The sequence below is a fragment of the Aminobacter sp. SR38 genome (assembly GCF_014843375.1).
GTDB classification, from domain to species: Bacteria; Pseudomonadota; Alphaproteobacteria; order Rhizobiales; family Rhizobiaceae; genus Aminobacter; species Aminobacter ciceronei.
The window spans coordinates 233,174-257,949 of sequence record NZ_CP062113.1; the positions used below are offsets into that span (position 1 = coordinate 233,174).

General features: G+C 64.6%; 24 protein-coding genes. 15 read left to right on the top strand and 9 right to left on the bottom strand.

What is annotated here, in order from left to right; genetic code table 11:
• Window positions 1–22 precede the first annotated feature (22 nt).
• From IG197_RS29035 to IG197_RS29055, 5 genes are read right to left on the bottom strand one after another with little or no spacing between them, the layout of a single operon-like run.
• A complete protein-coding gene (locus IG197_RS29035) occupies window positions 23–1,027 on the bottom strand; it encodes an Ldh family oxidoreductase (RefSeq protein ID WP_192320579.1) in 1,005 nt (334 codons plus the stop codon).
• Between the two features lie 8 nt (window positions 1,028–1,035).
• The gene (locus IG197_RS29040; RefSeq protein ID WP_154384448.1) at window positions 1,036–1,605 is read right to left on the bottom strand and encodes a DUF3726 domain-containing protein; all 570 of its coding nucleotides are present in this window, start codon (window positions 1,603–1,605) and stop codon (window positions 1,036–1,038) included.
• Window positions 1,602–3,296, bottom strand: coding sequence for a hypothetical protein (locus IG197_RS29045; RefSeq protein WP_192320581.1), 1,695 nt, complete (start codon window positions 3,294–3,296; stop codon window positions 1,602–1,604). The genes IG197_RS29040 and IG197_RS29045 overlap by 4 nt, the downstream gene beginning before the upstream one ends.
• Window positions 3,296–4,288, bottom strand: a complete 993-nt coding sequence (locus tag IG197_RS29050; RefSeq protein WP_067967262.1) for a membrane dipeptidase — start codon at window positions 4,286–4,288, stop codon at window positions 3,296–3,298. The genes IG197_RS29045 and IG197_RS29050 overlap by 1 nt, the downstream gene beginning before the upstream one ends.
• Before the next feature lie 4 nt (window positions 4,289–4,292).
• A complete protein-coding gene (locus IG197_RS29055) occupies window positions 4,293–5,744 on the bottom strand; it encodes an aldehyde dehydrogenase family protein (protein WP_192320582.1) in 1,452 nt (483 codons plus the stop codon).
• A 96-nt stretch (window positions 5,745–5,840) separates the two neighbouring features.
• Between IG197_RS29055 and IG197_RS29060 the strand changes: the two genes are divergently transcribed.
• Window positions 5,841–6,734, top strand: a complete 894-nt coding sequence (locus tag IG197_RS29060) for a LysR family transcriptional regulator (RefSeq protein ID WP_192320584.1) — start codon at window positions 5,841–5,843, stop codon at window positions 6,732–6,734.
• A gap of 143 nt (window positions 6,735–6,877) precedes the next feature.
• On the opposite strand, the gene IG197_RS29065 is transcribed toward IG197_RS29060, so the two are convergent.
• Genes IG197_RS29065 through IG197_RS29075 form a run of 3 tightly spaced genes read right to left on the bottom strand, consistent with a single transcriptional unit; the run spans window position 6,878 to window position 8,545 of the window.
• Entirely contained in the window at window positions 6,878–7,294 is a 417-nt protein-coding gene (locus tag IG197_RS29065) for a DUF2177 family protein (protein WP_067967258.1), read from the bottom strand.
• Window positions 7,295–7,319: 25 nt separating this feature from the next.
• Entirely contained in the window at window positions 7,320–7,970 is a 651-nt protein-coding gene (locus IG197_RS29070) for a ChrR family anti-sigma-E factor (RefSeq protein ID WP_192320586.1), read from the bottom strand.
• Window positions 7,967–8,545 (bottom strand): sigma-70 family RNA polymerase sigma factor, encoded by a 579-nt coding sequence (locus IG197_RS29075; RefSeq protein WP_246765460.1) that lies wholly within the window; start codon window positions 8,543–8,545, stop codon window positions 7,967–7,969. The genes IG197_RS29070 and IG197_RS29075 overlap by 4 nt, the downstream gene beginning before the upstream one ends.
• 224 nt (window positions 8,546–8,769) lie before the next feature.
• Between IG197_RS29075 and IG197_RS29080 the strand changes: the two genes are divergently transcribed.
• Together IG197_RS29080 and IG197_RS29085 are read left to right on the top strand one after the other, a co-directional pair.
• Window positions 8,770–10,128, top strand: a complete 1,359-nt coding sequence (locus IG197_RS29080; RefSeq protein ID WP_246765461.1) for an NAD(P)/FAD-dependent oxidoreductase — start codon at window positions 8,770–8,772, stop codon at window positions 10,126–10,128.
• Complete coding sequence (locus tag IG197_RS29085; RefSeq protein WP_067967248.1) at window positions 10,125–10,922, top strand: DUF1365 domain-containing protein; 798 nt, start codon at window positions 10,125–10,127, stop codon at window positions 10,920–10,922. Before IG197_RS29080 ends, IG197_RS29085 begins: the two co-directional genes overlap by 4 nt.
• 29 nt (window positions 10,923–10,951) lie before the next feature.
• Here IG197_RS29085 and IG197_RS29090 read toward each other — a convergent pair whose 3' ends face one another.
• Window positions 10,952–11,734 carry an SDR family oxidoreductase gene (locus IG197_RS29090; protein ID WP_192320588.1) on the bottom strand — a complete coding sequence of 261 codons (783 nt, stop codon included), beginning with the start codon at window positions 11,732–11,734 and terminating at the stop codon, window positions 10,952–10,954.
• A gap of 335 nt (window positions 11,735–12,069) precedes the next feature.
• Between IG197_RS29090 and urtA the strand changes: the two genes are divergently transcribed.
• The 12 genes from urtA to IG197_RS29150 all read left to right on the top strand — a co-directional run bounded on the left by urtA (window position 12,070) and on the right by IG197_RS29150 (window position 24,741).
• Window positions 12,070–13,377: an urea ABC transporter substrate-binding protein gene (gene urtA / locus IG197_RS29095; protein ID WP_192320590.1), complete on the top strand. Its 1,308-nt coding sequence runs from the start codon at window positions 12,070–12,072 to the stop codon at window positions 13,375–13,377.
• Window positions 13,378–13,448: 71 nt separating this feature from the next.
• Window positions 13,449–15,068, top strand: coding sequence for an urea ABC transporter permease subunit UrtB (gene urtB, locus IG197_RS29100; RefSeq protein ID WP_192320592.1), 1,620 nt, complete (start codon window positions 13,449–13,451; stop codon window positions 15,066–15,068).
• Window positions 15,065–16,216, top strand: coding sequence for an urea ABC transporter permease subunit UrtC (urtC, locus tag IG197_RS29105; protein ID WP_182574699.1), 1,152 nt, complete (start codon window positions 15,065–15,067; stop codon window positions 16,214–16,216). Before urtB ends, urtC begins: the two co-directional genes overlap by 4 nt.
• 4 nt (window positions 16,217–16,220) lie before the next feature.
• Window positions 16,221–16,967 (top strand): urea ABC transporter ATP-binding protein UrtD, encoded by a 747-nt coding sequence (urtD, locus tag IG197_RS29110; protein WP_067967237.1) that lies wholly within the window; start codon window positions 16,221–16,223, stop codon window positions 16,965–16,967.
• 171 nt (window positions 16,968–17,138) lie between these two features.
• Complete coding sequence (urtE, locus tag IG197_RS29115) at window positions 17,139–17,834, top strand: urea ABC transporter ATP-binding subunit UrtE (protein WP_192320594.1); 696 nt, start codon at window positions 17,139–17,141, stop codon at window positions 17,832–17,834.
• Between the two features lie 98 nt (window positions 17,835–17,932).
• The gene (locus IG197_RS29120) at window positions 17,933–18,679 is read left to right on the top strand and encodes a GntR family transcriptional regulator (protein ID WP_192320596.1); all 747 of its coding nucleotides are present in this window, start codon (window positions 17,933–17,935) and stop codon (window positions 18,677–18,679) included.
• 69 nt (window positions 18,680–18,748) lie between these two features.
• Complete coding sequence (locus IG197_RS29125; protein WP_246765462.1) at window positions 18,749–19,435, top strand: N-acetylmannosamine-6-phosphate 2-epimerase; 687 nt, start codon at window positions 18,749–18,751, stop codon at window positions 19,433–19,435.
• A 5-nt stretch (window positions 19,436–19,440) separates the two neighbouring features.
• Window positions 19,441–20,289 carry an ROK family protein gene (locus tag IG197_RS29130; RefSeq protein WP_192320598.1) on the top strand — a complete coding sequence of 283 codons (849 nt, stop codon included), beginning with the start codon at window positions 19,441–19,443 and terminating at the stop codon, window positions 20,287–20,289.
• A gap of 19 nt (window positions 20,290–20,308) precedes the next feature.
• Entirely contained in the window at window positions 20,309–21,637 is a 1,329-nt protein-coding gene (locus tag IG197_RS29135) for a sugar ABC transporter substrate-binding protein (RefSeq protein WP_192320600.1), read from the top strand.
• A 263-nt stretch (window positions 21,638–21,900) separates the two neighbouring features.
• Window positions 21,901–22,785 (top strand): carbohydrate ABC transporter permease, encoded by an 885-nt coding sequence (locus tag IG197_RS29140; RefSeq protein ID WP_192320602.1) that lies wholly within the window; start codon window positions 21,901–21,903, stop codon window positions 22,783–22,785.
• Window positions 22,785–23,606, top strand: a complete 822-nt coding sequence (locus IG197_RS29145; protein ID WP_067967215.1) for a carbohydrate ABC transporter permease — start codon at window positions 22,785–22,787, stop codon at window positions 23,604–23,606. The genes IG197_RS29140 and IG197_RS29145 overlap by 1 nt, the downstream gene beginning before the upstream one ends.
• A 73-nt stretch (window positions 23,607–23,679) precedes the next feature.
• The gene (locus tag IG197_RS29150) at window positions 23,680–24,741 is read left to right on the top strand and encodes an ABC transporter ATP-binding protein (protein WP_067967212.1); all 1,062 of its coding nucleotides are present in this window, start codon (window positions 23,680–23,682) and stop codon (window positions 24,739–24,741) included.
• Window positions 24,742–24,776 lie beyond the last annotated feature (35 nt).

Here is a 24,776-nt window from a genome sequence, read left to right on the forward strand (position 1 = left end):
TGATCCGGATTTCAGAAAAACTTTAGCGGCAGAGTGTTTCGATCCGATCCACGAGGCCGGCATCGACCCGCACGCCCTCCCGTTCATTGCGGCGCCGCGCAGCCTGGCGGCCGCTACCCGGAAGGCGGACATCGCCCTGATTGGCGATAGCTGCCACGAGACTTGCGACCTGATGTGAAAAGCCCGTCGAAAACGCCCTGGGGTCAAAAGCGATGAAACACTGTCCGGTTCTCGGCGGCCCGCCCGCCGTTCCGGAAAACGGACTGGCATCCTTGCTGAGAACGGCACCGGCAAGACAGGACGCCAGGATTTCGACGAGAAGTCCGACACCAAAACCCTTGTGGCCGCCGGCCGGCAGCATCGAGCCCTTCAGAGCGGCAGCCGGATCGAGCGTGTCAGCGCCATGTTCGTCGATGGCCCACCCGGGTTCGATCGGCCGGCCCTCCCGCGAGCGCAGAAGAATCTCCGATTTCGCCACCACACTCGCCGACTGGTCGAGCACCAGCGCGGCACCGCCTGCGCCATCCGGAGCGCCAAGCGCAAACGGATTGGTGCCGATCACCGGCAGGCGCCCGCCCGGCGGCGCTATCGACGCCGGTGCATGGGTGGTGCACAACCCGAGCAGTCCCGCCTCGGCGATACGCTCGGCATGGTGGCCAACTACGCCGCAATTGCAGGAATTGAACACCGTCATTGCAGCGACGCCGTTGCGCCGTGCGGCGGCAATGAAACGATCCCACCCGGCGTCGATGGCAGGATGGGCGAAACCGGTCGCCGCATCAACGACCACAGCGCCTGGGCGCGGCTGCGACACGGCAGGCCGTGCCTTTCCGTCGACCTTGCCGCAGCGGACATGATCGGCATAGATCGGCACATAGAGCAGGCCGTGGCTGCGGATGCCGTCGCGCTCCGCCAGCATCGTCGATCGGGCAACGGCCGCCGCATTGTCCTCGCTGGCTCCCGCTGCGGTCAGCGCACGCAGGCACAGCTGCTCGACCGCGGCGAGCGTCATTGTCCGCTCCGTCATGAAATCCCTCAATCGTTGTCGGTGGTGCCCGCGCCGGCGCCCTGGGCCCGCGACAGTTCCGAGGCCGGCACATACGTCCTCGCCGCAAGGCCGAGCGCTGCCGCGTAGGCCGCAGCGTCCGTCGCAGCCGGTCGCGGCGATCGACGCGGCATAGGCATCCCGCCGTCGGGTGGGGAATGCAGCCGCAGGCTCAACGCCGACGCGGCCAGTTCCGCAGGATTCGCCGCCAGCGCCAGCGGCTCCACACCGCCATCATAACGCAGGGTGAGGTTCATCGCCGTATTGGCAGCCACCGCTCCGGCGAGGCCGATCAGCATCAAGCTGCAGCTTCGTCCCTCGAACGCAATCTCGGCAGTTTCACCACAGCAGAGTGCATCGATGGCCGACTGGTCGCCGAGAACCTCCGCTTGGCTGCCAAGCGCGTCGATCACGACCCCGACAGCGTCAATGCCGCGCGCCGAGAGCCAGACGGCTGCCTGGCCGACATCCTCCGCCACGCCATGAGGCAATCCGGCGCCGCAGGCTGCCTTGCGGGCGAGCGTCTGCACTTCGTTGTAGGACAGCAGGATCGTCGTCATCTGAGCACCGGAAGCCAGCAATCGTCGGTTTCGCCGGCAGCGATTTCGTCCCGCGTCGGCGCCCCCTGAAAAAGTGTGATGCGTGTCCAGCGATCCGAACGCGGGTCGAATTTCGATGCGCCGAAAAAGGCAAGCTTGCAGCGCAGCATGTTGATCGGCAGGCAGCGGTCCGAGAGCAGGTTGTCGCGGATTTCCGAATAGGGTGCGGTCGCCGCCATCTGTATGCGGCGTACCGCATGGCGATGCTGAGGAAAGCGGGCAAGGAACGCGGCGACGGTTTGTGTTTCCGCCTCGTCCTCAAGGTCGGCGGCAAGGCGCTGCACCTGCCGGGCGATGTCGAGCGGAAGCTCGAGATGGGCGCCAGCTTCGGCGGCACGGCGGCCAAGCCGGGGCTCCAGCTTCTCCTCCGAAACATACCAGAACTGGGCGGTTTCCGCCGGCCTGTCGAACGCGATCGTCAGTGCCCAGCCATAGTGATCACGCAGCAGCCTGCGAAGTGCCGCAAGCCTCATGCCTGGCTGCAGCGTCGTTTCCCGCACCGCTGCCATGCCGTCTGTGAGATCGTCGTTTTCTGCCCCCGCCATTTCGATGACTAGCGCTGCAAGCAACTCCTGGAAGTCCACCGACATGAATTGCGAGCGCTCGAGCAGTGACGCCACCGGCGACGATACGGCCCGCAGCCGAGCGGGGTCGATCCAGGCCTGAGCCTCGGCCCACTCTCCACGCAGGCTCAGGATGCGCGCCATCAAGGAATCGTCTTCGACCGACCATTGATCGAGATGCCTGCCCGCCTGTCGCCAGAGGTCGCCGAGCCGATCCAGCGCGGCAGCATCCAGGTATCGTTTCGCCCGCACCCGCGCCAGCGCGCTCTCGCGCGCAAACACCCAGTTGTTCAGCAGCTGCGGATGATTGGCCAGGAACGGCGCCATGCCGAGACCAGTGGAGTTGCCGACTCCGATGTGGCGGCGCAGCTCCCGCGCAAGCGGCACGAAGGTTTCCGGCGCGCGGCGCCTGGCAACGTGCTCGACGAGATCGTGGGAGAATTCGCGGATCAGCCAGACCGTCAGCATCTCGGCCTGGAAGGGACCGGTGAGCCCCTCGCGTTCCGCCAGCACGCAACGGTCGGCGATGCCGAACTTGCCGTTGCCGTAGACGGCGGTGGTGCGCAGGAGATAGCCGACTTCACCAAGCCGGTCGCGTTCCGGCTGTCGCCCACGCGCCAGGCTGTCGACGACATGCTCGAAGAAACGCACGGACTTGTTGGCGCGGCTCAGCACCAGGTCGCGCGGTCCAAAACGCCCCGCCTCCTGGCGCGGCGCATTTTCCCGCAGCCGTTCGATCTCGGCCTTGTCGGGAATGCCGTCATAAAGCACGAAGCTGGTGTCCCAAGCCTCGGCGATGACGCGGTCGGAGCGCTGCTCGTCGGGAAGCGGACAGGAAAAGGCAACAAGGCTGTAGTCGTGCCCACCCAGCCTGAACGTGTAGACCGCATCGCCGAACCCGTTGTCGTCCATGCTCCAGACCGGGCGGCGCACCGTCGCACCGCTTGAAGCAAGACGCCGGATCAGCGTGCGCAGGAAGCTGAGCCGTGTCGGAAAGGAAGCGCCCATCCGCCGCAGGCGCATGACGACGTCGGGCGAGCGCATGGCTAGCTGCGGCGCGGTCGCAATGGCTGTTGCCCTGTTGGCCATCACATCGGTCCAAACGATTGGGTGTAGAACCGAAGCCAGTTGCCACCCATGATGTCGCTGACTTCCTCATTGGAGAAGCCTACCTTGCACAGCCCGTCACGGAGATTGCCAAGGTCGGCATTGCTGGTGAACCAGCTCGGCTGCCGCGGAAAGCCGGCCGCCGAAGCCGAGCCTTCACCATAGTCCGTGACCTTCGACCAACGGCCATTGCGCATCCAGGCGACCACCGAGTCCGGTTGGTCCTGGCAGAGATCGCTGCCGATGCCGAGATGCGCGACGCCGTAACGCGAAGCGGTCTCCGCGACCATGGCGCAGAAGCTCTGCAGCGTGCAGTTCGAGCCGCCCTTCATATGGTGGGGGTAGAGCGACAGGCCGAGCATGCCACCCGATCGCGTCAGCGCCTTCAGCACCGTATCGGACTTGTTGCGTAAGGCCGGATGCCACCAGTGCGGATTGGCATGGGTGATGGCGATCGGCCTCGCCGAGAGCTCGATTGCCTCAAGCGTCGAGCGCTCGGCGGAATGGCTCATGTCGACGACCATGCCGACACGATTCATCTCGGCGATCGCCTGGCGCCCGAAGCGGGTGATGCCGGGGTCTTCGCCCTCGTAGCAGCCGGTGGCAAGCAGTGACTGGTTGTTGTAACTCAGCTGCATGAAGCGCACGCCAAGCGCATGGCAGACCTCGATCAGGCCGATGTCGTCTTCGATCGGCGACGGGTTCTGCAGGCCGAAGAAGATGGCCGTGCGCCCCTCCCGCATCGCCCTTTCGATGTCGCTGCCGGCGCGACCTGGAAAGATGAGATCAGAATGGCGTTCGAAATGGCGGTTCCAGGCAATGATGTTCGCCACCGTCTCGCGGAAATTCTCATGATAGGCGATGGTGGCATGTACCCCATGCACGCCGCCGGCGCGCATCTGGGCGAAGACGTCCGCACTCCAGTTGGCATATTGCAGGCAGTCGACGACAGGGCTGGCGATCTTCGCGTCCATGACCTTACTCCGGCTCCCCTGCTCGAATATACGCTGTCTTGACCTGGGTGTAGAACTCGGCCGCCGAACGGCCCTGCTCGCGCGAGCCGAAGCTCGAGCCCTTCCGGCCGCCAAACGGCACATGATAGTCGGTTCCCGCCGTCGGCAGGTTGACGGTGACACAGCCCGTCTCCGCATGTCGCCGGAAATGGCTGGCACGAGCGAGCGAGCGAGTGAAGATGCCGGCGACCAACCCGAAACGCGTGTCGTTGACGGCGGCGAGCCCTTCGTCATAGCAGCCGACCTTCTGCACGGCAGCGATGGGCGCAAACATTTCCTCGCGATTGAAGTCCATCGCATTGGTCGTCCCGGTCAAAAGCGCCGGCGCCATGTAGAAGCCGTCATGGGCAAGTTGCAGCCGCTCGCCACCGACCGCCACTTCGGCGCCAGCGGTCCGGGCACGATCCATCCAGGCAAGGTTCGCCGCAAGCTGGCGCGCGCTGACGACGGGACCGACCTGCGTGCCATCCGCCAGGGCGTGACCGACCTTCAAGCCACCGACGGCAGCGGCCAATTTCTCGACGAAGGCATCGTGGATGCTCTCATGTATGACGAGGCGCGAGGAGGCGGTGCATTTCTGGCCTGTGCCCGAGTAACCGCCGCCAACGGCGGCCGCCACAGCCAGGTCGATGTCGGCATCATCCATCACCAGCAGCGCGTTCTTGGAGCCGAGCTCGAGCTGGAACTTCGTCAGTCTCGCGGCTGCAGCCACGGCCACCTGGCAGCCAACCTCGTAGGAGCCGGTGAAGGTGATGGCATCTACGCCTGGGTGGCCGGCAAGCCCGTTGCCGACAACCGCGCCTGGCCCCATCAGCAACTGGAACGCCCCATCCGGCAGGCCGGCGCGATGGATGATCTCTGCAAGAGCCCAAGCCGAGGCCGGTGTCTCGTTGGCGGGCTTCCAGATGACGGCATTGCCATAGGCAAGCGCCGGCGCGATCTTCCAGCTGGCGGTGGCGGTCGGAAAGTTCCAGGGCGAGACGACGGCCACCAGCCCCATCGGTTCGCGGCGCATGTCGATCTCGATGCCGGGACGCACCGATTCCGCGTTTTCGCCAAGCTGCCGCAGCACCTCGGCCGCGTAATAGGTGAAGAACTGGCCGGCGCGGAACACCTCGCCGCGACCTTCCGCCAGCGGCTTGCCCTCCTCGCGCGACAACAGCCTACCCAGTTCGGCTGACCGCTCCATCAGTTCATTGCCGATCCTGTTGAGGATGGCCTGACGCTGTTCGAGCCCGGTAGCCCGCCAGGCCGGCATCGCCGCCCGGCCAGCTGCGACCGCCTCGTCGACATCGCCCGTATCGGCCTGGGCATATAGACCGATCAGGTCGGTGACATCGGACGGGCTGCGATTTTCGTGGAAGCGATCGCCCTGCCGCCACCGGCCGCCGATCAGATTGGCGTAGCATTCTGCCATGTCGATCTCCATTGCTCGCCTGAAAATCCGCCACCGCCCCACTTCAATCAAGCAGATATTTCTGTTATCAATTTCAGAAGAATTGAAGTTGGTGTGATGATCAAACTGGAAGCATTGCGGGTCTTCGTCACGGTTGCCGAGAGCGGCAACATCAAGGACGCAGCCGATACGGTTGGCCGCACGGCCTCAGCCGTTTCGATGACCCTCAAGCAGTTGGAAGACGAGATCGGCGGACCGCTGTTCCAGACCGATCGCAAGAACAGCCTGACGGCGCTTGGCAATCTGATGCTCGATCTCGGCCGCGAGCAGATCCGCAGCTTCGACAAGTCGATCGGCATCATGCGGGCTTTCGCGCATAGCCGCATCGGCAGCCTGTCGATTGCCTCGGTACCCTCGGTCGCCACCAACGTGTTGCCGCCCATCCTGCAGCGGTTCCTGGAAACCCGACCACAGGTCGAGGTCGAACTGTTCGACATCGACAGTGCCCAGGTGCGGCGCATGGTGGAAAGCGGCGTCGCCGACATAGGCATTGCCGGCGAGAGCCGTGCCGGCGGCGGCGTCGAATTCACGCCGTTGTTCAGCGACCGGTTCAAGCTGCTCTGCAAGGACGATCACGAACTCTGCCAGCTCGAACGTCCTGTCGAATGGAGCGATCTGCACGGCGCGACGCTGATCCGCAACGGCGCATCCGACAGGATCGATGCGGAGGCGTACAGGCAGCTCTCCGCACGGTCGCTAATGACCGTCTACAACGTCACCTCGCTGGTTGCTTTGGTGAAGGCCGGGCTCGGCCTGACCATCCTGCCGTCATTGACCATGCATGGCGCCCATGATGGCGTGGCGGTGCTCGAACTGGCCGATGCGGCGGCAAGCAGGCAAGTCGGACTGGTCGAACGGCGAGACGTCTCGCCCTCACCCGTGGCCGCTGCTTTCCGTGCCTTCGCCCTGAAAGAAATCCCGGCACTGGTTGCAAGTCGCCTCGAAGACTAGGTGATCGCCCTGACCGTTATGCCTCGCCGATCGGCTGTCGCTCCGTCATCGAGAGCGATCAAGCCTGCCAGCGCCACCGGGTCGATGAAGACGACCTCGGCTCCTGCCTTGCCTGTTGGCTATGCCGCGAAAGGCAGCCCTCATCAGCTCGGCCTGGCCATCGCCCAGGCGGTGACCAGATACCCGATCGTTGCGGCAGTGCCGGTGAGAGCGACGCCCCAGGCCATGTCGACGACGCTGACCGTCACCGACCAGTTCTTCAGCGTGGCCAAGTTTGTCATGTCGTAGGTGCCGTAGGCGACGAGGCCGAGAAGAGCGCCATTGATCAGCGCTGTCGTCCAGCTCGCGCCGTTCAGCGCCGGCATTGTCGCGAAGTGCACGATGCCTGCGACATAGACGAGGTAGAACAGGCCGGCGACGCCGAAATGGGGCTGGTCGAGAAGCAGGGCGCCGATGCGGCTGCGGTAGAAGTTCGTCGAGATGGTCGACAGCCACAGGAAATCGAGGCCGAAGAAGACGATGGCAGTGGCGACGTAGGCAGTGGCGTAGCTGGCGATCATAGGCTGCTTTCGAACAACGGACCGGTCAAATCCCAAGCAGAGGCTGGATCGCCCGCATGATCCAGCTGCGGAACTGCAGCGGCGCGTCGGTCACCGCAAGGCAGATACAGTCGGCTTCAGGCGTGGCTACCGGTTGGTGCGTCAGGCTGGCGTCGGCGTCCTCGAGGTCGCCACGCGCAAACAGACCCGTGCCATCGTGAAAGCTGCCGGCCAGCACCAGCGTCAGCTCGCGGCCGCCATGGCTGTGCTCCGGCACCGGCTTGCCGGCGGGAATGCGCAGCAGCCTGACCATGGTTTCGCGATCGCCCGTCTTGATAGGGATCTGGTACGCGCCGCGTCCGAGCGGCCGCCATCTAAGCGTGTCGAAATCGCCACCGACATAGGAGCGCAACGGCTCCGGCAAGCCGCCGCTGTGCCCAACAGTGCTTTGGCGGGCGGCCGCGGTCTCGGGTTGCTGCAAACGGCTGCGCACGCTGGCCCAGGACTGGTCGACCGAGGCCTCGTCTTCCATCGTATCGAGCAACTCGCCGCCGACGTCCTCGGCCACTGTCAGGCGACGCCGGCAGGCTGGGCACAGCGCGAGATGCGTAGCCACCGCAATGCTCCAGCCCTCAGCTAGGCTGCCGGCGGCATAGCTGATGAGCAGGTCGTCGCTGATATGGTGACGAATGGTCACGACACGTCTCCGGAGCGGGCGAGCGCGGCCCGCAACTTGTCGAAGGCCAAGCGCATGCGCGACTTGACCGTCCCGAGGGGCAGGTTCAGGCGCTGCGCGATCGCGCTGTGCGACTGGTCTTCGAAAAACGACAGTTTGAGCAGCGACGCCTGTTCCGCAGGCAGGGCTGCAATTGCATGGTGAAGCTGTTCCGATGTCTCGCGCATGTCGAGCTCGGCATCGGCGGGAGCGACATCGTCGGGCACGAAGGCGGGATCTTCCGGGTCGAATTCCGGTCGCCTTTCACGCCGGAAAGCGTCGATGCGCAGGTTACGCGCAATGGCGAAGATCCAGGTCGACGCCGCCCCCTTCGCCGGATCGTAACGCTCCGCCTTGTTCCACACGGCGATCATGGTTTCCTGCATCAGTTCCTCGGCCTGCTGGCCGTTGCCACCCGTCCTCGCCATGTAGGCCTTCACGCGTGGTGCGAAGTGGCGAAACAGCTGTTCATAAGCTTCGATGTCCCGCCGGGCACCCACAGCGCACAGCAGTTCTCGCATGTCGGAACCATCGTCGACGCCAGTCGGGCGGTTCATGTCGGCTGTTCCCAAATCACCATGCCATGGCGCGGAGCGCCAATGCCCCGCCTTGAAGCGTTTCTGCCACGCCGGAACGCCGATGGAAACGACCGTGTTCATGCTGTTGGTACGCCGGCGAGCGACCGCCGGATCACTCGCATCGGAAAAATTTCGCGTCCCAGCGATCCGCCGGGGCCTGCGCTCCGTATCCAGCAGCATAAGGCGCAGCGGAAAGGCGAGACGTGAGCATCGACACCAGCAAGGAATTGCCCGATCACGCGCGCCGCGTCGCCGTCATCGGATCCGGCATATCAGGTCTTTCGGCAGCCTGGCTGCTCGGCCGCAAGCTTGATGTCACGCTCTACGAAAGCGAGCCTCGCCTTGGCGGCCATTCCAACACGATCATGGTTCCGACCAACAACGGCGCCCTGCCCGTCGACACCGGCTTCATCGTCTACAACGAGCGCAACTATCCCAACCTCGTCGCCCTGTTCCGTGAAATCGGCGTGCCGACGGCAGCTTCCAACATGTCGTTCGCCGCCTCGCTCGAAGGCGGCAAGCTCGAATATTCGGGCTCCGGCCTCAACGGCCTGATCGGCCAGCGCGGCAATGTCATCCGGCCGCGCTTCTGGCGAATGATGCGTGACATCCTGCGCTTCTACCGCGAGGCGCCGGCGCTGCTCATTCGCGCCGACCTGCACGGCGTCAGCCTCGGCGAATATCTCGATCGCAACGATTATGCTCCGGCTTTCGTCGAGGACCATTTGCTGCCGATGGGAGCAGCGATCTGGTCAACAACGGCACGCGACATGCGCGCTTACCCACTGCTCGCCTTCGTCAGGTTCTTCGCCAGCCATGGCCTGCTCAGCCTGGCCGACCGGCCGAAGTGGCGAACCGTGCTTGGCGGCAGCCGGGAATATGTTCGCCGGCTGAGCGCCAACTTCGCCGACAACATCAGGCTGAGCACGGCGGTCGGCAATATTGCGCGCAAGAACGGCCGGGTCGTCGTCACCGACACCAAGGGACATGCCGACACCTTCACCGATGTCGTCATAGCCACTCATGCCAACCAGGCGCTCGACCTGCTCTCCGACGCCGACCAGCAGGAGCGGGCTTTGCTTGGCGCCTTCCGCTACACCGACAATCTGGCGGTGCTGCATTCAGACGAGAACCTCATGCCGCGACGCAAGCGGGTCTGGTCAAGCTGGAACTATATCGGCGAGGACCGCGACGACAACAGCCAGCCGCTATGCGTGACCTACTGGATGAACCGGCTGCAGAACCTCGACATGCGCCATCCCCTGTTCGTGACGCTCAACCCGACGCGCCAGATCGATCCTGCAAAGATCATCGGGCGCTACGACTACACCCATCCGCTGTTCGACCAGCACGCGCTCGACGCCCAGCAGCAGCTCTGGCGCCTGCAGGGCCGACGCCAAACCTGGTTCTGCGGTGCCTATTTCGGCTTCGGTTTCCACGAGGACGGCCTGCAATCCGGCCTCGCTGTTGCCGAAAGTCTCGCGGACATCAGGCGACCATGGAAGGTGCGCGACGAATCCGGGCGAATTGCGCTGATGCCCCGGCTGGAGGCAGCCGAATGAGCCTGCGCTCCGCGCTGTTTTCTGGCACGGTCACGCATACGCGGCTCAGGCCGCGTCGCCACAGGCTACACTACCGCGTCTTCTCGCTGCTGCTCGATCTCGACGAAATGCCCGGTGTCAGCGTGACTTCCCGGCTGTTCGGCTACAACCGCTGCGCAATCCTCAGCTTCTGGGATGCCGACCACGGCGACGGCAGCGCCAGCGGCCTGCGCGGCTGGGTCGAGGCGCAACTGGCCAAGGCCGATAGGCTGGAGAGCGGCATGCGCATCCGGGTGCTCTGCTATCCCCGAATCCTCGGCTACGTCTTCAATCCGCTGACGGTTTATTTCTGCCACGCGCCCGATGGCCCGCTCAGGGCGATCCTCTACGAGGTCTGCAACACCTTCGGCGAACGCCACACCTACGTCATTCCGGTCGACGCCGGAGCGAGCGGCCCGATACGTCAAGGCTGCGCAAAGGAACTCTACGTCTCGCCCTTCATGCCGATGTCCTGCTTCTACCGCTTCCACATCGAGCCGCCCGGTGACAGGGTCCTGGTGCGCATCGATGAATCGGACGCCGAAGGCCCACTTCTTGCCGCCTCCTTTGCCGGCAGGCGTCAAGAGCTCACCGACCGCGCCTTGCTCGGCGCCCTCTTCCGCTACCCGCTGATGACGCTGAAGGTGACGCTTGGCATTCACTGGGAGGCGCTGCGCATCTGGTGGAAGGGCATCCCCGTCCACCGGCACAACGCCGCAGTTCAAAAGATCAGCACCACCGTCGTGACGACAAGGGTTCCGGAACACGCGCAATAGAGCCGGGTCCACCGACCTTCGCCGTGCCGTCAGTCGCGGACCATGCGCCGCGTGATCACAAAGCGCAGCCGCTCTGGCATCGCCGCCAGGAGCTTCATCGACAGCACCATCTTCCATGGAAAAGCGGTCATGAAACGCCGCGATTTCAGGCCAGTCATGATGTGGTCGACCGCAGCGTCTGCCGAGATCATGAACGGCATCGGAAAATCGTTCTTCCGCGTCAGGGGCGTGTCGACGAAACTCGGACAGACGAGGCTGAGCCGCACGTTCCGAGCCGCGAGTTCAGGGTGGAGCGCTTCACACATGTTGATCAGCGCTGCCTTGGTCGCGCCATAGGCTGCAGCGCCCGGCAGGCCGACGAAGCCTGAAACCGAAGACACCACGGCAACGTGCCCGCCCTGGCGCGCCAGCATGCGCGGCATCAGCGCGGCCAGGCAATGCACGCAGCCCATCAGATTGACGTCAACGGTGGCGCGAAAGGCGCCGGCGTCGAACTCAGCGGCGGAGTCGCGCGCATAGGTGCCGGCGTTCAGCACGGCGAGATCGATCGGCCCGATTTCGCCCTCGATGCGGGCAACCGTCTCGAGTACGGTCGCCTCGGCGGTCACGTCGAGCGGGAATGCACGGATACGACCCGGCGCCTTGGCGGCCAGTTCGGCGAGATCGCTCGCCGTCCGCGCGCTTGCCACGACCTGCCAGCCTTCGCTGGCAAGCCGCAACGCCAAGGCGCGGCCGATGCCGGAGCCGGCACCAGTGACCCACGCCAGCCGCCTGTTGCTCACGACCCGCCCAGCATCGTTGTTCCGGCGCATGGCTGCTCCTCGGAATGCCCGTTCTCCCTCTCTTACGAGCAAAGCCGGCGATTGGTTCATGGCTCCCAGCATCTCGACGGCCGGCATAGCCGCGAGGGCACTATTGCTCATAGTTTATGCAAAAATCAGATCTGGGCAAAAAACTGGCAATATCTGCTGTGCAATGCACAAATCCTGGGACACCGGCTGGCGGCATGAGCAGCCATGCCTTCGGGGGCATTAGGCCAACCTTATGAAAATGCGCGACTTTCCCTGCCTCCAAACTGGCCCTGAGCGATTGGCATGACGGTTGCATGACATTGTTCATTGCAACAAAGCCAAATGGGAGACTGGTAATGAGGGGACATTTCGCACGTTGGACCGCCGCAGCCATGGCCGGGATAGTCGGCGCCGGGCTCAGCCTGGCGTCGCCCTCCGCGGCGGCGGACGACACCATCAAGGTCGGCGTGCTGCATTCGCTGTCCGGAACGATGGCGATTTCAGAAACGACGCTGAAAGACACGATGCTGTTCCTCATCGAAGAACAGAACAAGAAGGGCGGGTTGCTCGGCAAGAAGCTCGAGGCCGTCGTCGTCGATCCGGCCTCGGACTGGCCGCTGTTTGCCGAAAAGGCACGCCAGTTGATCGAGCAGGACAAGGTCGCCGCCGTCTTCGGCTGCTGGACCTCGTCGTCACGCAAGTCGGTGCTGCCGGTCTTCGAGGAGCTCAACAGCCTGCTGTTCTATCCCGTCCAGTATGAAGGGGAGGAAAGCCAGCGCAACGTGTTCTACACCGGCGCCGCGCCCAACCAGCAGGCCATTCCTGCCGTCGACTATCTGATGAACGAAGAAGGCGTGCAGCGCTGGGTGCTCGCCGGCACCGACTATGTCTATCCGCAGACGACGAACAAGATCCTGCAGGCCTATCTGCAGTCGAAGGGCGTCGCCGCCGAGGACATCATGGTCAACTACACGCCGTTCGGGCATTCCGACTGGCAGACCATCGTCTCCGACATCAAGAAGTTCGGCTCGACCGGCAAGAAGACCGCCGTCGTCTCGACCATCAATGGCGACGCCAACGTGCCGTTCTACAAGGAGCTCGGCAACCAGGGCATCAAGGCCGAGGACATTCCGGTGGTCGCTTTCTCGGTCGGCGAGGAAGAACTCGCCGGCCTCGACACCGCGCCGCTGGTCGGCCATCTCGCCGCCTGGAACTATTTCCAGTCAGTCGATAGCCCCGCCAACGCCGAGTTCATCTCGGCCTGGAAGGGCTACACCAAGAACGACAAGCGGGTGACCAACGACCCGATGGAAGCCCATGTCATCGGATTCAACATGTGGCTGAAGGCGGTCGAGAAGGCCGGTACCACCGATCCGGACGCCGTCATCGACGCCATCGTCGGTGTCTCGGTGCCGAACCTCTCGGGCGGCTTCTCGACAATGATGCCCAACCACCACATCACCAAGCCGGTGCTGATCGGCGAGATCCAGGCCGACGGCCAGTTCGAGACGGTGTGGCAGACCGCGGGCCTCGTGGTCGGCGACGAATGGTCCGACTACCTGCCCGATTCCAAGGACCTGATCGCCGACTGGCGCGCGCCGATGTCGTGCGGAAACTTTAACGTCGCCACCGGCAAGTGCGGCGGCAAGGGCACGACCAACTAGCCCCATCAAGGTGCCGGGCAGGCCATCTCGCCCGGCACCCCAACCCTAATCGCACACAGGTGCCATCCCAGATGCAGTTCGTCCGCAGTCTAGTCCTGGCCATTGCCGTCATTTGCGCGAGCCTGCCGTCGCTTGCCCATGCCGACGAGGCGGGCTTGCGGGCATTGCTCACCCGGCTCGCCACGACGACAAACTTCCAGGAGACGGAATCCGTCGTCCGCGATCTTGCCGCCACCGGGGAGCCGGCCGTCGAGCGCATCCTGTCGGCCCTGGCCGACGGCAACCTCTATGTCAGAAAGTCCGACCAGGGCGTCTTCACAGGCAAGGAAGATGGCCAGACGCTTTCGCTGTCCGATCCGCTCGACGGAACGGCAGCCGGCACAGCTGCGAAGGCCGATATTGCCAAGGTCAAGGTCAACAACGCGCTCCGCCGCACCATCCGCGACGTCATGGGTGGGCTTACCCTCGGATCGGCCGATCCAACTGTGAGGCTGTCGGCGGCAAGCACCATGCTCAAGCGCCCCGACAAGACCGCGTTGCCAGCTCTCGACGCAGCGATTGCCGGCGAGACCGACGCCACGGTCAAAGCAGCGCTTGCCCAGGCCCGCGCCGCCGCAGTCCTGGTTTCCGACCTCGGCGAGGCCGAAAAACGCGCTGCCATCGCCGTTCTTGCAAACCGCGGCGACAGCGACGCGCTGGCCCAGCTGACAGCCTTCCAGGCCGCAAGCACCGGCGCATTGGCCGAGACGGCCGCCCGCTCGGTCGCGCAGATCGAGACCAGCATGGCCGCCTGGCAGGTGGCGCAAAACGTCTGGTACGGCATCTCGCTCGGCTCGGTGCTGCTGCTCGCAGCCATCGGCCTCGCCATCACCTTCGGCGTCATGGGCGTCATCAACATGGCCCATGGCGAGATGGTCATGCTCGGCGCCTACACCACCTTCGTCGTGCAGCAGGCGATCCGCGCCTTCGCGCCCGACCTGTTCGACTGGTCGTTGGCCATCGCTTTGCCTGCCGCCTTCCTCGTCGCCGGCGGCGTCGGCCTCGCCATCGAACGCGGCATGATCCGTTTCCTCTATGGCCGTCCGCTCGAAACGCTTCTGGCGACCTGGGGTGTCTCGCTGATCCTGCAGCAGGCTGTCCGCACCATCTTCGGCCCGACCAATCAGGAGGTCGGCGCACCGAGCTGGATGGCCGGCGCGTTCCAGCTCGGCCAGCTGACAATCACCTGGAGCCGGCTCTGGATCGTGCTGTTCTGCCTCGCCGTCTTCCTTCTGCTGGTCTTCATCATGAAGCGGACGAGCTGGGGCCTGCGCATGCGCGCGGTGACCCAGAACCGGCGCATGGCCGCCTCGATGGGCATCCGCACGCCATGGGTCGACGCCTTCACCTTCGCACTCGGCTCAGGCATCGCAGGGATCGCGGGGGTGGCGCTGAGCCAGATCGACAATGTCTCGCCCAATTTCGGCCAGGGCTACATCATCGACAGCTTCATGGTCGTGGTCTTCGGCGGTGTCGGCAATCTCTGGGGCACCTTCATCGGCGCGATGACGCTTGGCGTTCTGAACAAGTTCCTCGAGCCTTACGCCGGTGCGGTGCTCGGCAAGATCCTGGTGCTGGTGCTGATCATCCTGTTCATCCAGAAGCGGCCGCGCGGCCTGTTCGCGCTCAAGGGACGGGCGGTGGAAGCATGATCGCGCGTCGCCTGTTTTCCTCCGACCGGCGCATCGCCGTCACCATCGCCACGCTGCTCGCGGCTGCGGTCATCGTGCCAGTGCTCAATCTCGCGGTGCCGGCCGAGAGTGCCTTCCACGTGCCGAGCTACGTCGTGGCGCTGGCCGGCAAATATCTCTGCTATGCCCTGCTTGCGCTCGCGCTCGACCTCGTCTGGGGCTATTGCGGCATCCTGTCACTCGGCCATGGCGCCTTCTTCGCCCTCGGCGGCTACGCCATGGGCATGTATCTGATGCGCCAGATCGGCGCGCGCGGCGTCTACGGCAACCCTGACCTGCCCGACTTCATGGTGTTCCTAAACTGGAAGGAACTGCCCTGGTACTGGCTCGGCTTCGATCACTTCTGGTTCGCAGCGCTGATGGTCATGGCCGTGCCGGGCCTGCTCGCCTTCGTGTTCGGCTGGTTTGCCTTCCGCAGCCGCGTCACCGGCGTCTATCTGTCGATCATCACCCAGGCCATGACCTATGCCCTGCTGCTTGCCTTTTTCCGCAACGACATGGGCTTCGGCGGCAACAACGGCCTGACCGACTTCAAGGACATCCTTGGCTTCAGCGTCCAGGCAAGCGAAACGCGCTCGGCGCTGTTTGCCGCGAGCGCGGTAGCGCTGGCGCTCGGCGTGCTGGTCACCTGGCTGGTGGTCGGTTCGAAATACGGCAAGCTTCTGATGGCCGTGCGCGATGCGGAGAGCCGCACGCGCTTCCTCGGCTGGCGGGCGGAGAACGTCAAGCTGTTCGCCTTCACGCTGTCGGCCATGATGGCCGGCATAGCGGGCGCGTTCTACGTGCCGCAGGTCGGCATCATCAACCCCGGTGAATTCGATCCTGCCAATTCGATCGAGGTCGTGATCTGGACCGCAGTCGGCGGCCGCGGAACCATCGTCGGGCCGATTGTCGGTGCCATCGCCGTCAATGCCGCCAAGAGCTGGTTCACCGGCGCGTTGCCCGAACTCTGGCTGTTCGCACTTGGCGGCCTGTTCATCGCCTCCACCTTGTTTTTGCCGCGCGGCATCGTCGGCCTGTGGGACCGGTGGCAGCAGATGCGGGCCACGCGCGCGGTGCCGGCCGAAGGCAAGGCCGCCGCGCGGACCGAGCCCCAGCCGGCGGAGTGACGGGATGAGCATGAGCGGAACCATCCTCTATCTCGACGGCGTGTCGGTTGCCTTTGACGGCTTCCGCGCCATCAACGACCTGTCGCTGGTGCTCGACAGGGGCGAGATGCGGGCCATCATCGGCCCCAACGGCGCCGGCAAGACGACGATGATGGACATCGTCACCGGCAAGACCCGTCCCGACAGCGGCGAGGTCTTTTTCGACGGCCAGATCGACCTGACGCGTCATGACGAGGCCGAGATCGCTATGATGGGCATCGGCCGCAAGTTCCAGAAACCGACGGTGTTCGAGAACCATACTGTCGAGGACAACCTGCTACTGTCGCTCAAGGGGCAGCGCTCGATCTTCCCGGCACTCTTCTATCGCTCTTCGGCAGCCGACCGCCGGCGCATTGACGACATCCTCGGCGTCATCCGGCTCGGAGCCCGGCGCAACGAGCCGGCTGCCGGCCTGTCGCACGGCCAGAAGCAATGGCTCGAAATCGGCATGCTTCTCGCGCAGGACCCGAAGCTGCTGCTCGTCGACGAGCCGGTAGCCGGCATGACGGACGCCGAAACCTTCGAGACCGCCCGCCTGCTCAAGGACATCGCAGAGACGCATTCGGTCATCGTCGTCGAGCATGACATGCATTTCGTCCGCGAGCTCGGCGTCAAGGTGACCTGCCTGCACGAAGGCTCCGTGCTGTCGGAAGGCACGCTCGACTTCGTCTCGTCAGACGAACGTGTCGTCGAAGTCTATCTGGGGCGCTGACGATGTGGTGGCGCGGTACTTATCTAGCGACGGTCCCAAAGCGGGAAACTCCGGCATCGCCGCAGGCCATGTCGCAAACGAAATCCACCAACCTCCCCTGGCGCTCCGGAAGGGCCGCCACCCCCGTCCTGGCGACGGGGGCGCGGGGGGCCCAGTCGATGGAGCCGGGCGATGCTTGAGGTCAACGACGCCGTTCTCCACTACGGCGCGGCCGAGGCGCTGCGCGGCGTCTCGCTGCGTGCCGACGCCGGCAAGATCACCTGCGTGCTTGGCCGCAACGGCGTGGGCAAGACAAGTCTGATGAGATCGATCGTCGGCCAGCACAGGCTGACATCGGGTACGGTTGCCTTCGAGGGGAAGGCGCTCGACCGGAGCGCGGCATACGATCGCGCCCGGTCGGGCATCTCTTTCGTGCCGCAGGGGCGCGAGATTTTTCCGCTGCTGACGGTACAGGAGAACCTGGAGACCGGCTTCGCGCCGCTGAAGCGGGGCGAACGCACGGTGCCCGAACACGTCTTCGAGCTGTTTCCTGTTCTGAAGCAGATGCTGGCACGGCGCGGCGGCGACCTCTCGGGCGGTCAGCAACAGCAGCTGGCGATCGGCCGGGCGCTGGTCATGCGGCCGAAACTCCTGGTGCTCGACGAGCCGACAGAAGGCATCCAGCCGTCGATCATCAAGGATATCGGCCGTGCCATCCGCTACCTGCGCGACACCGCCGGCATCGCCGTGCTCCTGGTAGAGCAATATCTCGATTTCTGCCGCGAGCTCGCCGACGTCGTCTACATCATGGACCGTGGCAGGATCGTCCATACAGGCGCCGCCGGAGACCTCGATACGTCCGAAATCCGCAAGCTGCTGACGGTGTGAGCCGCAAAGAGACTGGAAAACGACCCGACAAGGACAATACCAGTTTAACACCTGAAAAAAATTCTGCATAAAGGAGCGACTTTCCACAGGTGGCTCCGATGGGCGATCAGGCAATCCTCGACTTCCTCGCAAGACAGCTTTCCGGCGAGAGCGGCGAACCGCTATACCGGCGGCTGGAGGACGCCATCAAGGAGGCGATCGGTGCCTCCCACCTCAAGCGTAGCGCCGTCATCCCCAGCGAACGCACGCTGTGCGATGCGCTCGGCATTTCGCGCGTCACCGTGCGCAAGGCGATCGACGGCCTCGTCTCCGACGGGCTGCTCGACCGCCGCCAGGGCGCAAAGACCGTCGTGTCGTCGCGCCTGGAGAAGTCGCTGGCAACCATGACCAGCTTTTCCGAAGACATGCGCTCGCGCGGGCTTGAACCCGGCTGCGTCTGGATTTCGCGAGAGATTTCACGGCCTTCGCCAGCCGAAATGATGGCCTTGGGCATCTCCGCCAGCGAAAAGGTCGTGCGCCTGCGCCGCCTGCGCACCGCCGACGACACACCCATCGCCATCGAGATCGCCACGCTGCCGGCACGTTTCGTGCCGGATCCCCAGGCGGTCGGGGAATCGCTCTACGAATATCTCGAGGCCACCGGCGCCCTGCCGGTCCGGGCACTGCAGCGCATGCAGGCCAAGCCCGCCACCGACGAGGAGCACCAGCTTCTCGCCACGCCCGAGGACACCTCTTTGCTGGTCATGGAACGTCGCTGCTTCCTCGCCGACGGCCAGATCGTCGAGTTCACCCAGACCAAGTACCGCGGCGACGTCTACGACTTCGTCATCGAGCTGATGCGATAATACCAGTATAAAGCCTGTTGCAATCTGGTATTGGACTGCTACCGTCTGGGCATCACAGGAGATGCCCGCGTGCCGCTTGACTTCAAAGCCCTCGACAATGGCCTGATCGTGTCCTGCCAGCCGGTGAAGGGTGGCGCCATGGACAAGGCCGAGATGGTCGTGGGCTTCGCGCTGGCGGCCATCGACGGCGGCGCCGCTGCTCTGCGCATCGAATCCGCCGAATATGTCGCTGCCGTCCGCGCCGCCACCAACAAGCCGATCATAGGCCTGGTCAAGCGCGACCTTGATGACACGCCCGTCCGCATCACGCCCTGGCTCGAAGACATCGACGCGCTGGCCGCCGCAGGTGCCGACGTCATCGCCTACGATGCCACCCAGCGCATCCGCCCGGTTGCGACCAACGCGCTGATCGAGCGTATCCATTCCCACGGCCGTGCCGCCATGGCCGACTGCTCCGTCATCTCCGACGCCGAGCAGGCGCTGGCCGAAGGCGCCGACGTCGTCGGCTCGACGCTCGCCGGCTACACCGGCCCGGTCGAACCGACCGAGCCCGACTTTGCGCTGATGGCGGCGATGCGGAAGCTGACGCCTCACGTCGTCGCCGAGGGCAATGTCCGCACCCCCGCCCAGGCGCAGCAGGCGCTGGCGTCCGGAGCCTCGATGGTCGTCGTCGGCTCTGCCATCACCCGGCCGGAATATGTGACCTCGTGGTTTCGCTCGGCGCTCGACGAAACCATCGCCAAGGCCGGAGCCTGATCACCATGGCTGAGGCCGTTCTTGCGCTCGACATCGGCGGCACCAAGATGCTCGCAGCCCTGGTGCGCGAGGACACGGTGGTCGAAACGCACAAGATGCCGACGCCGCGCAGCGGTGATCCGGAGCAATGGCTGACGGCTCTGTTCGACGCCATTTCAGGCTGGAAGGGCCGCTACGACACGGTAGGCGTCGCCGTTTCCGGCATAATCGACGACGGCTGCTGGTCGCCGCTCAACCGCAAGACGCTCGATATCCCCGACGGCTTCCCACTGGTCGCAACCGTCAAAAGGCTCGCCGGCACCGACGCGGTGCTCGCCGCCAATGACGCACAGGCCGCTGCCTGGGGCGAGTTCTCCTGCGGCGCCGGCCAGGGCGAGGACCTCGTCTTCCTCACCATCTCCACCGGCATTGGTGGCGGAATCGTCGTCAACGGCCGCCTGCTCGGCGGTCTATCAGGCCATTTCGGCCTGCTGCGCAGCCTCGACGAGAACGCCGGCGTCCTCGAGGACCACGTCTCCGGCAACTGGATGGCGGCACAAGCGGCACCGCGCCAGGCCGGTGCCACCGCGCGCGAGGTCTTCGAGGCAGCAGCTGCAGGCCAAGCCTGGGCGCAGGAAATCATCAAGGCATCGGTGCGTCAGACCGCCCTTCTGTGCCGCAACATCCAGCTCATGCTCGACCCGGCCCGCATCGTCATCGGCGGCGGCATCGGTCTGGCACCCGGATATCTCGAATCCGTCCGGCAGGCACTGGGAAGCCTGCCGCCACGGCTCACCCCGCAGCTTCACGCGGCAGCACTCGGAGAGAGCGCCGGCGTCGTGGGCATCGCGGATCTAGCAAAACGTCAGAACTGAACTAGAGGGAGAACACGACATGACATTTTCGACGCTCAGAAAGGGCGGCCTGATCGCGGCTGCGATCGCCAGCCTGATGGCGAGCCCTGCCTTCGCCACGGTGACCGTGCTCGGCTGGCCGGGCGGCCCAGAGGAGACCGCGCTGCGCGCCGCCGCCGACGCCTACAACGCCAAATCCGACACGTCCGACGCCAACAAGGTCGAGTTGCTGTTCTTCAACCGCGACGGCTTCTGGGACAAGCTGCAGGCCGACCTCGCCGCCGGCTCGAAGGCCTTCGACGTCAACCTGCTCGCCACATACTCCATCGGCCGCTATGCGCCGTTCATGGAGCCGGTCGAGCTTTCGGACGAGGCCAAGGCTGTCTATGGCGACTCCGTGCTCTCCACCATGCAGTATGAAGGCAAGCAGTTCGGCGTGCCGACCGATCTTTCGCTGCACTTCATGTATTACCGCAAGGACCTGGTCGAGGCGCTGCTCAAGGATGACGCAGCAAAGGCCAGATTCGCCGAGATTTCCGAGAAGCACCTCGGCAAGAAGCTCGAGCCGAAAAACCCGGACGAGTGGACCTGGGACGACTACGCGGCAACCGCGCTCTACTTCACCCAGGCCGTCAACCCGGACAGTCCGACCCGCTACGGCACCGTACTGCAGCTCAAGAACCTGCTGTTCAACATGATGGTGTTCCAGTCGCTGCCGCGTTCCTACGGCGGCAACTGGATGGACGAGAGCGGCAAGGTGACGGTCAATTCCGACGCCTATCGCAAGGGCCTCGAGACTTACAAGCTGCTCTATGACGCCGGCGCCACCCCGCGTGACTCGCTGTCCTACGAGTTCGCCGAAGCCAACGCCGCCTACGCCTCCGGCCAGGTTGCAGCAATGATGCAATGGAACGCGGCTGCCTCCGACCTGACTTCCAAGGAGAAGTCGCCGACGGTTGCCGAGGTCACCGAGACCATCGCCCCGCCGGCCGGACCCGAGGGCCGCTTCACCCACATCCATGGCCTCGGCTTCGGCCTCAACAAGAACGCCGAGAACAAGGATGGCGCCAAGGCCTTCATCAAGTGGCTGTCGTCGAAGGAAGCAGCGCTGATCTACGCCAGGAGCAGCGGCGCGCCGGCACTCACCCCCGACGTCGTGAAGGAAGTCGCGGCCGAGCGCCCCGACCTGGTCAAGCTCGGCGAGTTCGCCAGCAAGTATGGCTACGTCATGAACGGCGGCACCTCGGCCAAGGCGCTCTCGGTCTACGAACTCCAGGCCAAGGAGTTCACCGGCTACTGGTCGGGCCAGCAGTCGCTCGACGACGCCCTTGCCAACACCGAAAAGGGCATGACCGAGCTGCTCAAGTAATCGGCTGGCCGGCGGCAGCACCAGGCCATCGCCGGCCACTCCTACAGGTTCGGGATTTCGGCACTTCTCCGCGCTTCCATGCCCCTGGTATGGCCGGGCGATCCTGGCATCCGTTTTGCCCGCACGGGTCCGAGGTGTCGAATCCTGAGCCCGTCCAGGTGCATGTCCCGACACGACCGCCGCTTCGGGGGTCGGCCAGCCACCATTGCTTCCATTGGAACGCCGGCCTTAGATCCATTGGAACGCCAGCCTTAGATCGATTGATGACAACGCTTTCGCAACGCGCCCCCTCGTCCGAATTCCGTCTGCTGGCAGTGCCACTGGTGCTGTTCCTGCTCGTCTTCCTTGGCTTCCCGGCTATCGTCAATCTCGTCTACTCGGTCTCCGAGGTCAGTTTCGAGACCCTGCGCAGCCCCGAGATCACGGGTTTCTCCAACTTCGCCGCCGTCTGGAACGATCAGTCGTTCTGGCAGGCGAGCTGGTTCTCATTCCGCTTCGGCCTGCTGACCGCGCTGCTCGAATGTGCGCTCGGCCTGTTCCTCGCGATCTTCCTGTCGCCGCTCATCGAAAAGCGCAGCTGGCTGATGGCGATCCTGATGTTGCCGTTGATGGTGGCGCCGGCGCTCGTCGGCCTGATGTACCGCCTCGTGCTGCACGAGTTCGTCGGCCCGGTGCCCTATTATCTCTGGACCTGGTTCGGCGCGAGCTTCTCGTTCCTCGGACCGGGCTCGGCCTTCTGGACGCTGGTCGTCGTCGAAACGCTGCAGTGGACGCCGTTCGCCTTCCTCTTGTTCTACATGGCCTACCAGGCCATCCCCAAGGAGATCATCGAGGCTTCCGCCATGGACGGCGCGCGCTACCGCCACCGTCTCTGGTACATCGAACTGCCGCTGATGGCGCCGACGATCGTGGTTGCCCTGCTCATCCGCTTCATCGATGGCTTCCGCGTCTTCGACAATGTCTATGTGCTGACAGGCAGCGGCCCGGGCGGCTCCACCGCTTCACTGTCGATCTACATCTACGAAGCCTTCTTCAAACAGGGAGCTATCGGCAAGGCGGTCGCGGCTTCGGTCATTCTGTTCGTGGTGTCGTTTGCCGTGCTCTACGGCCTCAACGCGCTTGCCGCCCGTCGCAAGGGAGCCCGCTGATGATCAACGCCCTCCGCTGGATCGTCTTCGCCATCGCCGCACTGGCGATGAATTTCCCGATCCTCGTCACGCTCTCGACCTCGTTCAAGAGCGCGCGCGAGCTGTCGACCAATCCGGGCCTCTGGGTCTACGCACCGACGCTCGAAAACTACGCCACCGTGTTTACGGTGTCCGACCGGTTGAACATTTTTCTTTATCTGGTGAACAGCGTGGCTGTCGCGGCCCTCGGCACGCTGCTTGCGGTGGCGCTGGCTTTGCCCGCTGCCTATGCGATCGCCCGCGGCAAGCTCGGCGAACGCACGCTGTTGCCGCTCATCGTCAATTTGCGCGCCGTGCCGCTGATCATTTTCGCCATTCCGCTCTACATGATGTTTCAGTGGCTCTCGCTGCTCGACACGCGCCTCGGCCTCGGCCTGATCCTTGCGATCGTCAATCTGCCGCTGGCGCTGGTCATCCTGGTCAACGCCATCCGCGACCTGCCCGGCGAACTCGACGAGGCGGCACTGATGGACGGCGCCACGCGTTTCCAGATCCTGACCAGGGTGATTGCGCCGCTCTGTCGCCCGGCCATCGTCACCAGCCTGATCTTCGGCTTCATCACCGCCTGGAACGAGTTCCTGTTCGGCCTGATGCTGACCACGTCCAAGGCCGTGCCCATCACCGTCGGCGCTTCGTTCTTCTTCGCCGCCAGCGGCGGCGGCGTGCAGTGGGGCGTCGCCTCGGCCGTCATGATCGTCGGCGCCCTGCCGCCGATGCTGCTCGGCCTCATCATGTATCGCCAGATCAGCGGCTCGATGACGGCAGGCGCGGTCAAGGGCTGAACGCATATCAGCCCGAAAATCCCGTGATTTTCGGCATGCGCGATGTGCAGAAGAGAGTTTCCAGGAGGATTCTATGGGTACGATTTCGCTCCAAAAAGCAGGCAAGCGTTACGGCGGCACCGAGATCATCAGGGATCTCGACCTCGACATTTCAGATGGCGAGTTCGTCGTCATTGTCGGCCCATCCGGCTGCGGCAAGTCCACGCTGCTGCGCATGATCGCCGGCCTCGAGGAAACCACCTCCGGCCACCTTTTGATCGACGGCCGCGACGTCACCAGGGCGCCGCCGGTCGAGCGCCAGCTTGCCATGGTGTTCCAGTCCTACGCGCTTTATCCGCATATGACCGTACGCCAGAATATGGGTTTTGGGCTCAAGCTGGCGAAACTCTCACCGGATGCGATCAAGGCCAAGGTCGACCAGGCCGCCGACACGCTGAAGCTCACCCATCTGCTCGATCGTTACCCGCGCCAGCTCTCGGGCGGCCAGCGCCAGCGCGTCGCTATCGGCCGCGCCATCGTGCGCCAGCCGGTCGCCTTTCTGTTCGACGAGCCGCTGTCCAACCTGGACGCAGCGCTCCGCGTCGACATGCGGCTGGAGATCGCCAAGCTGCACCGCTCGCTCGGCGCCACCATGGTCTATGTCACCCACGACCAGGTCGAGGCGATGACGCTGGCCGACCGCATCGTCGTGCTCAAGGAAGGCCGCGTCATGCAGCACGGCAGTCCGCACGAGCTCTACGAGCGGCCCGCCAATCTTTTCGTCGCCCAGTTCATCGGCAGCCCCAAAATGAACGTGCTCGCCTGCGCCCCTTCAGGTGACGGCAAGCTCGACCTGTCCGGGCAGGGCGCGCTGTCCCTCACCTTCGCTGGCAGGCCGACCCAGCTCGGCGCCCGCCCCGAGCACCTGTCGCTCGTCGCCCCCGACAACGGCAACTGCCGCGGCACGGTCGAGGTCGCCGAATATCTTGGCGGCAACACCAGCGTCTTCGTCCGAAACGATCAGCTTGGCCTGATCAACGTCAATGCGCCCGCCGACACCCCAGTCCGGATCGGCGAGACTGTCGGCATCGCCATCGACGGCAAAAGGGTATCGCTGTTCGATGCTGACGGTGCGGCCATCGCCCGCGCGGCCTGACCGCCCATTCGGCTTGCGGCAGGCCGGCGTCAGCC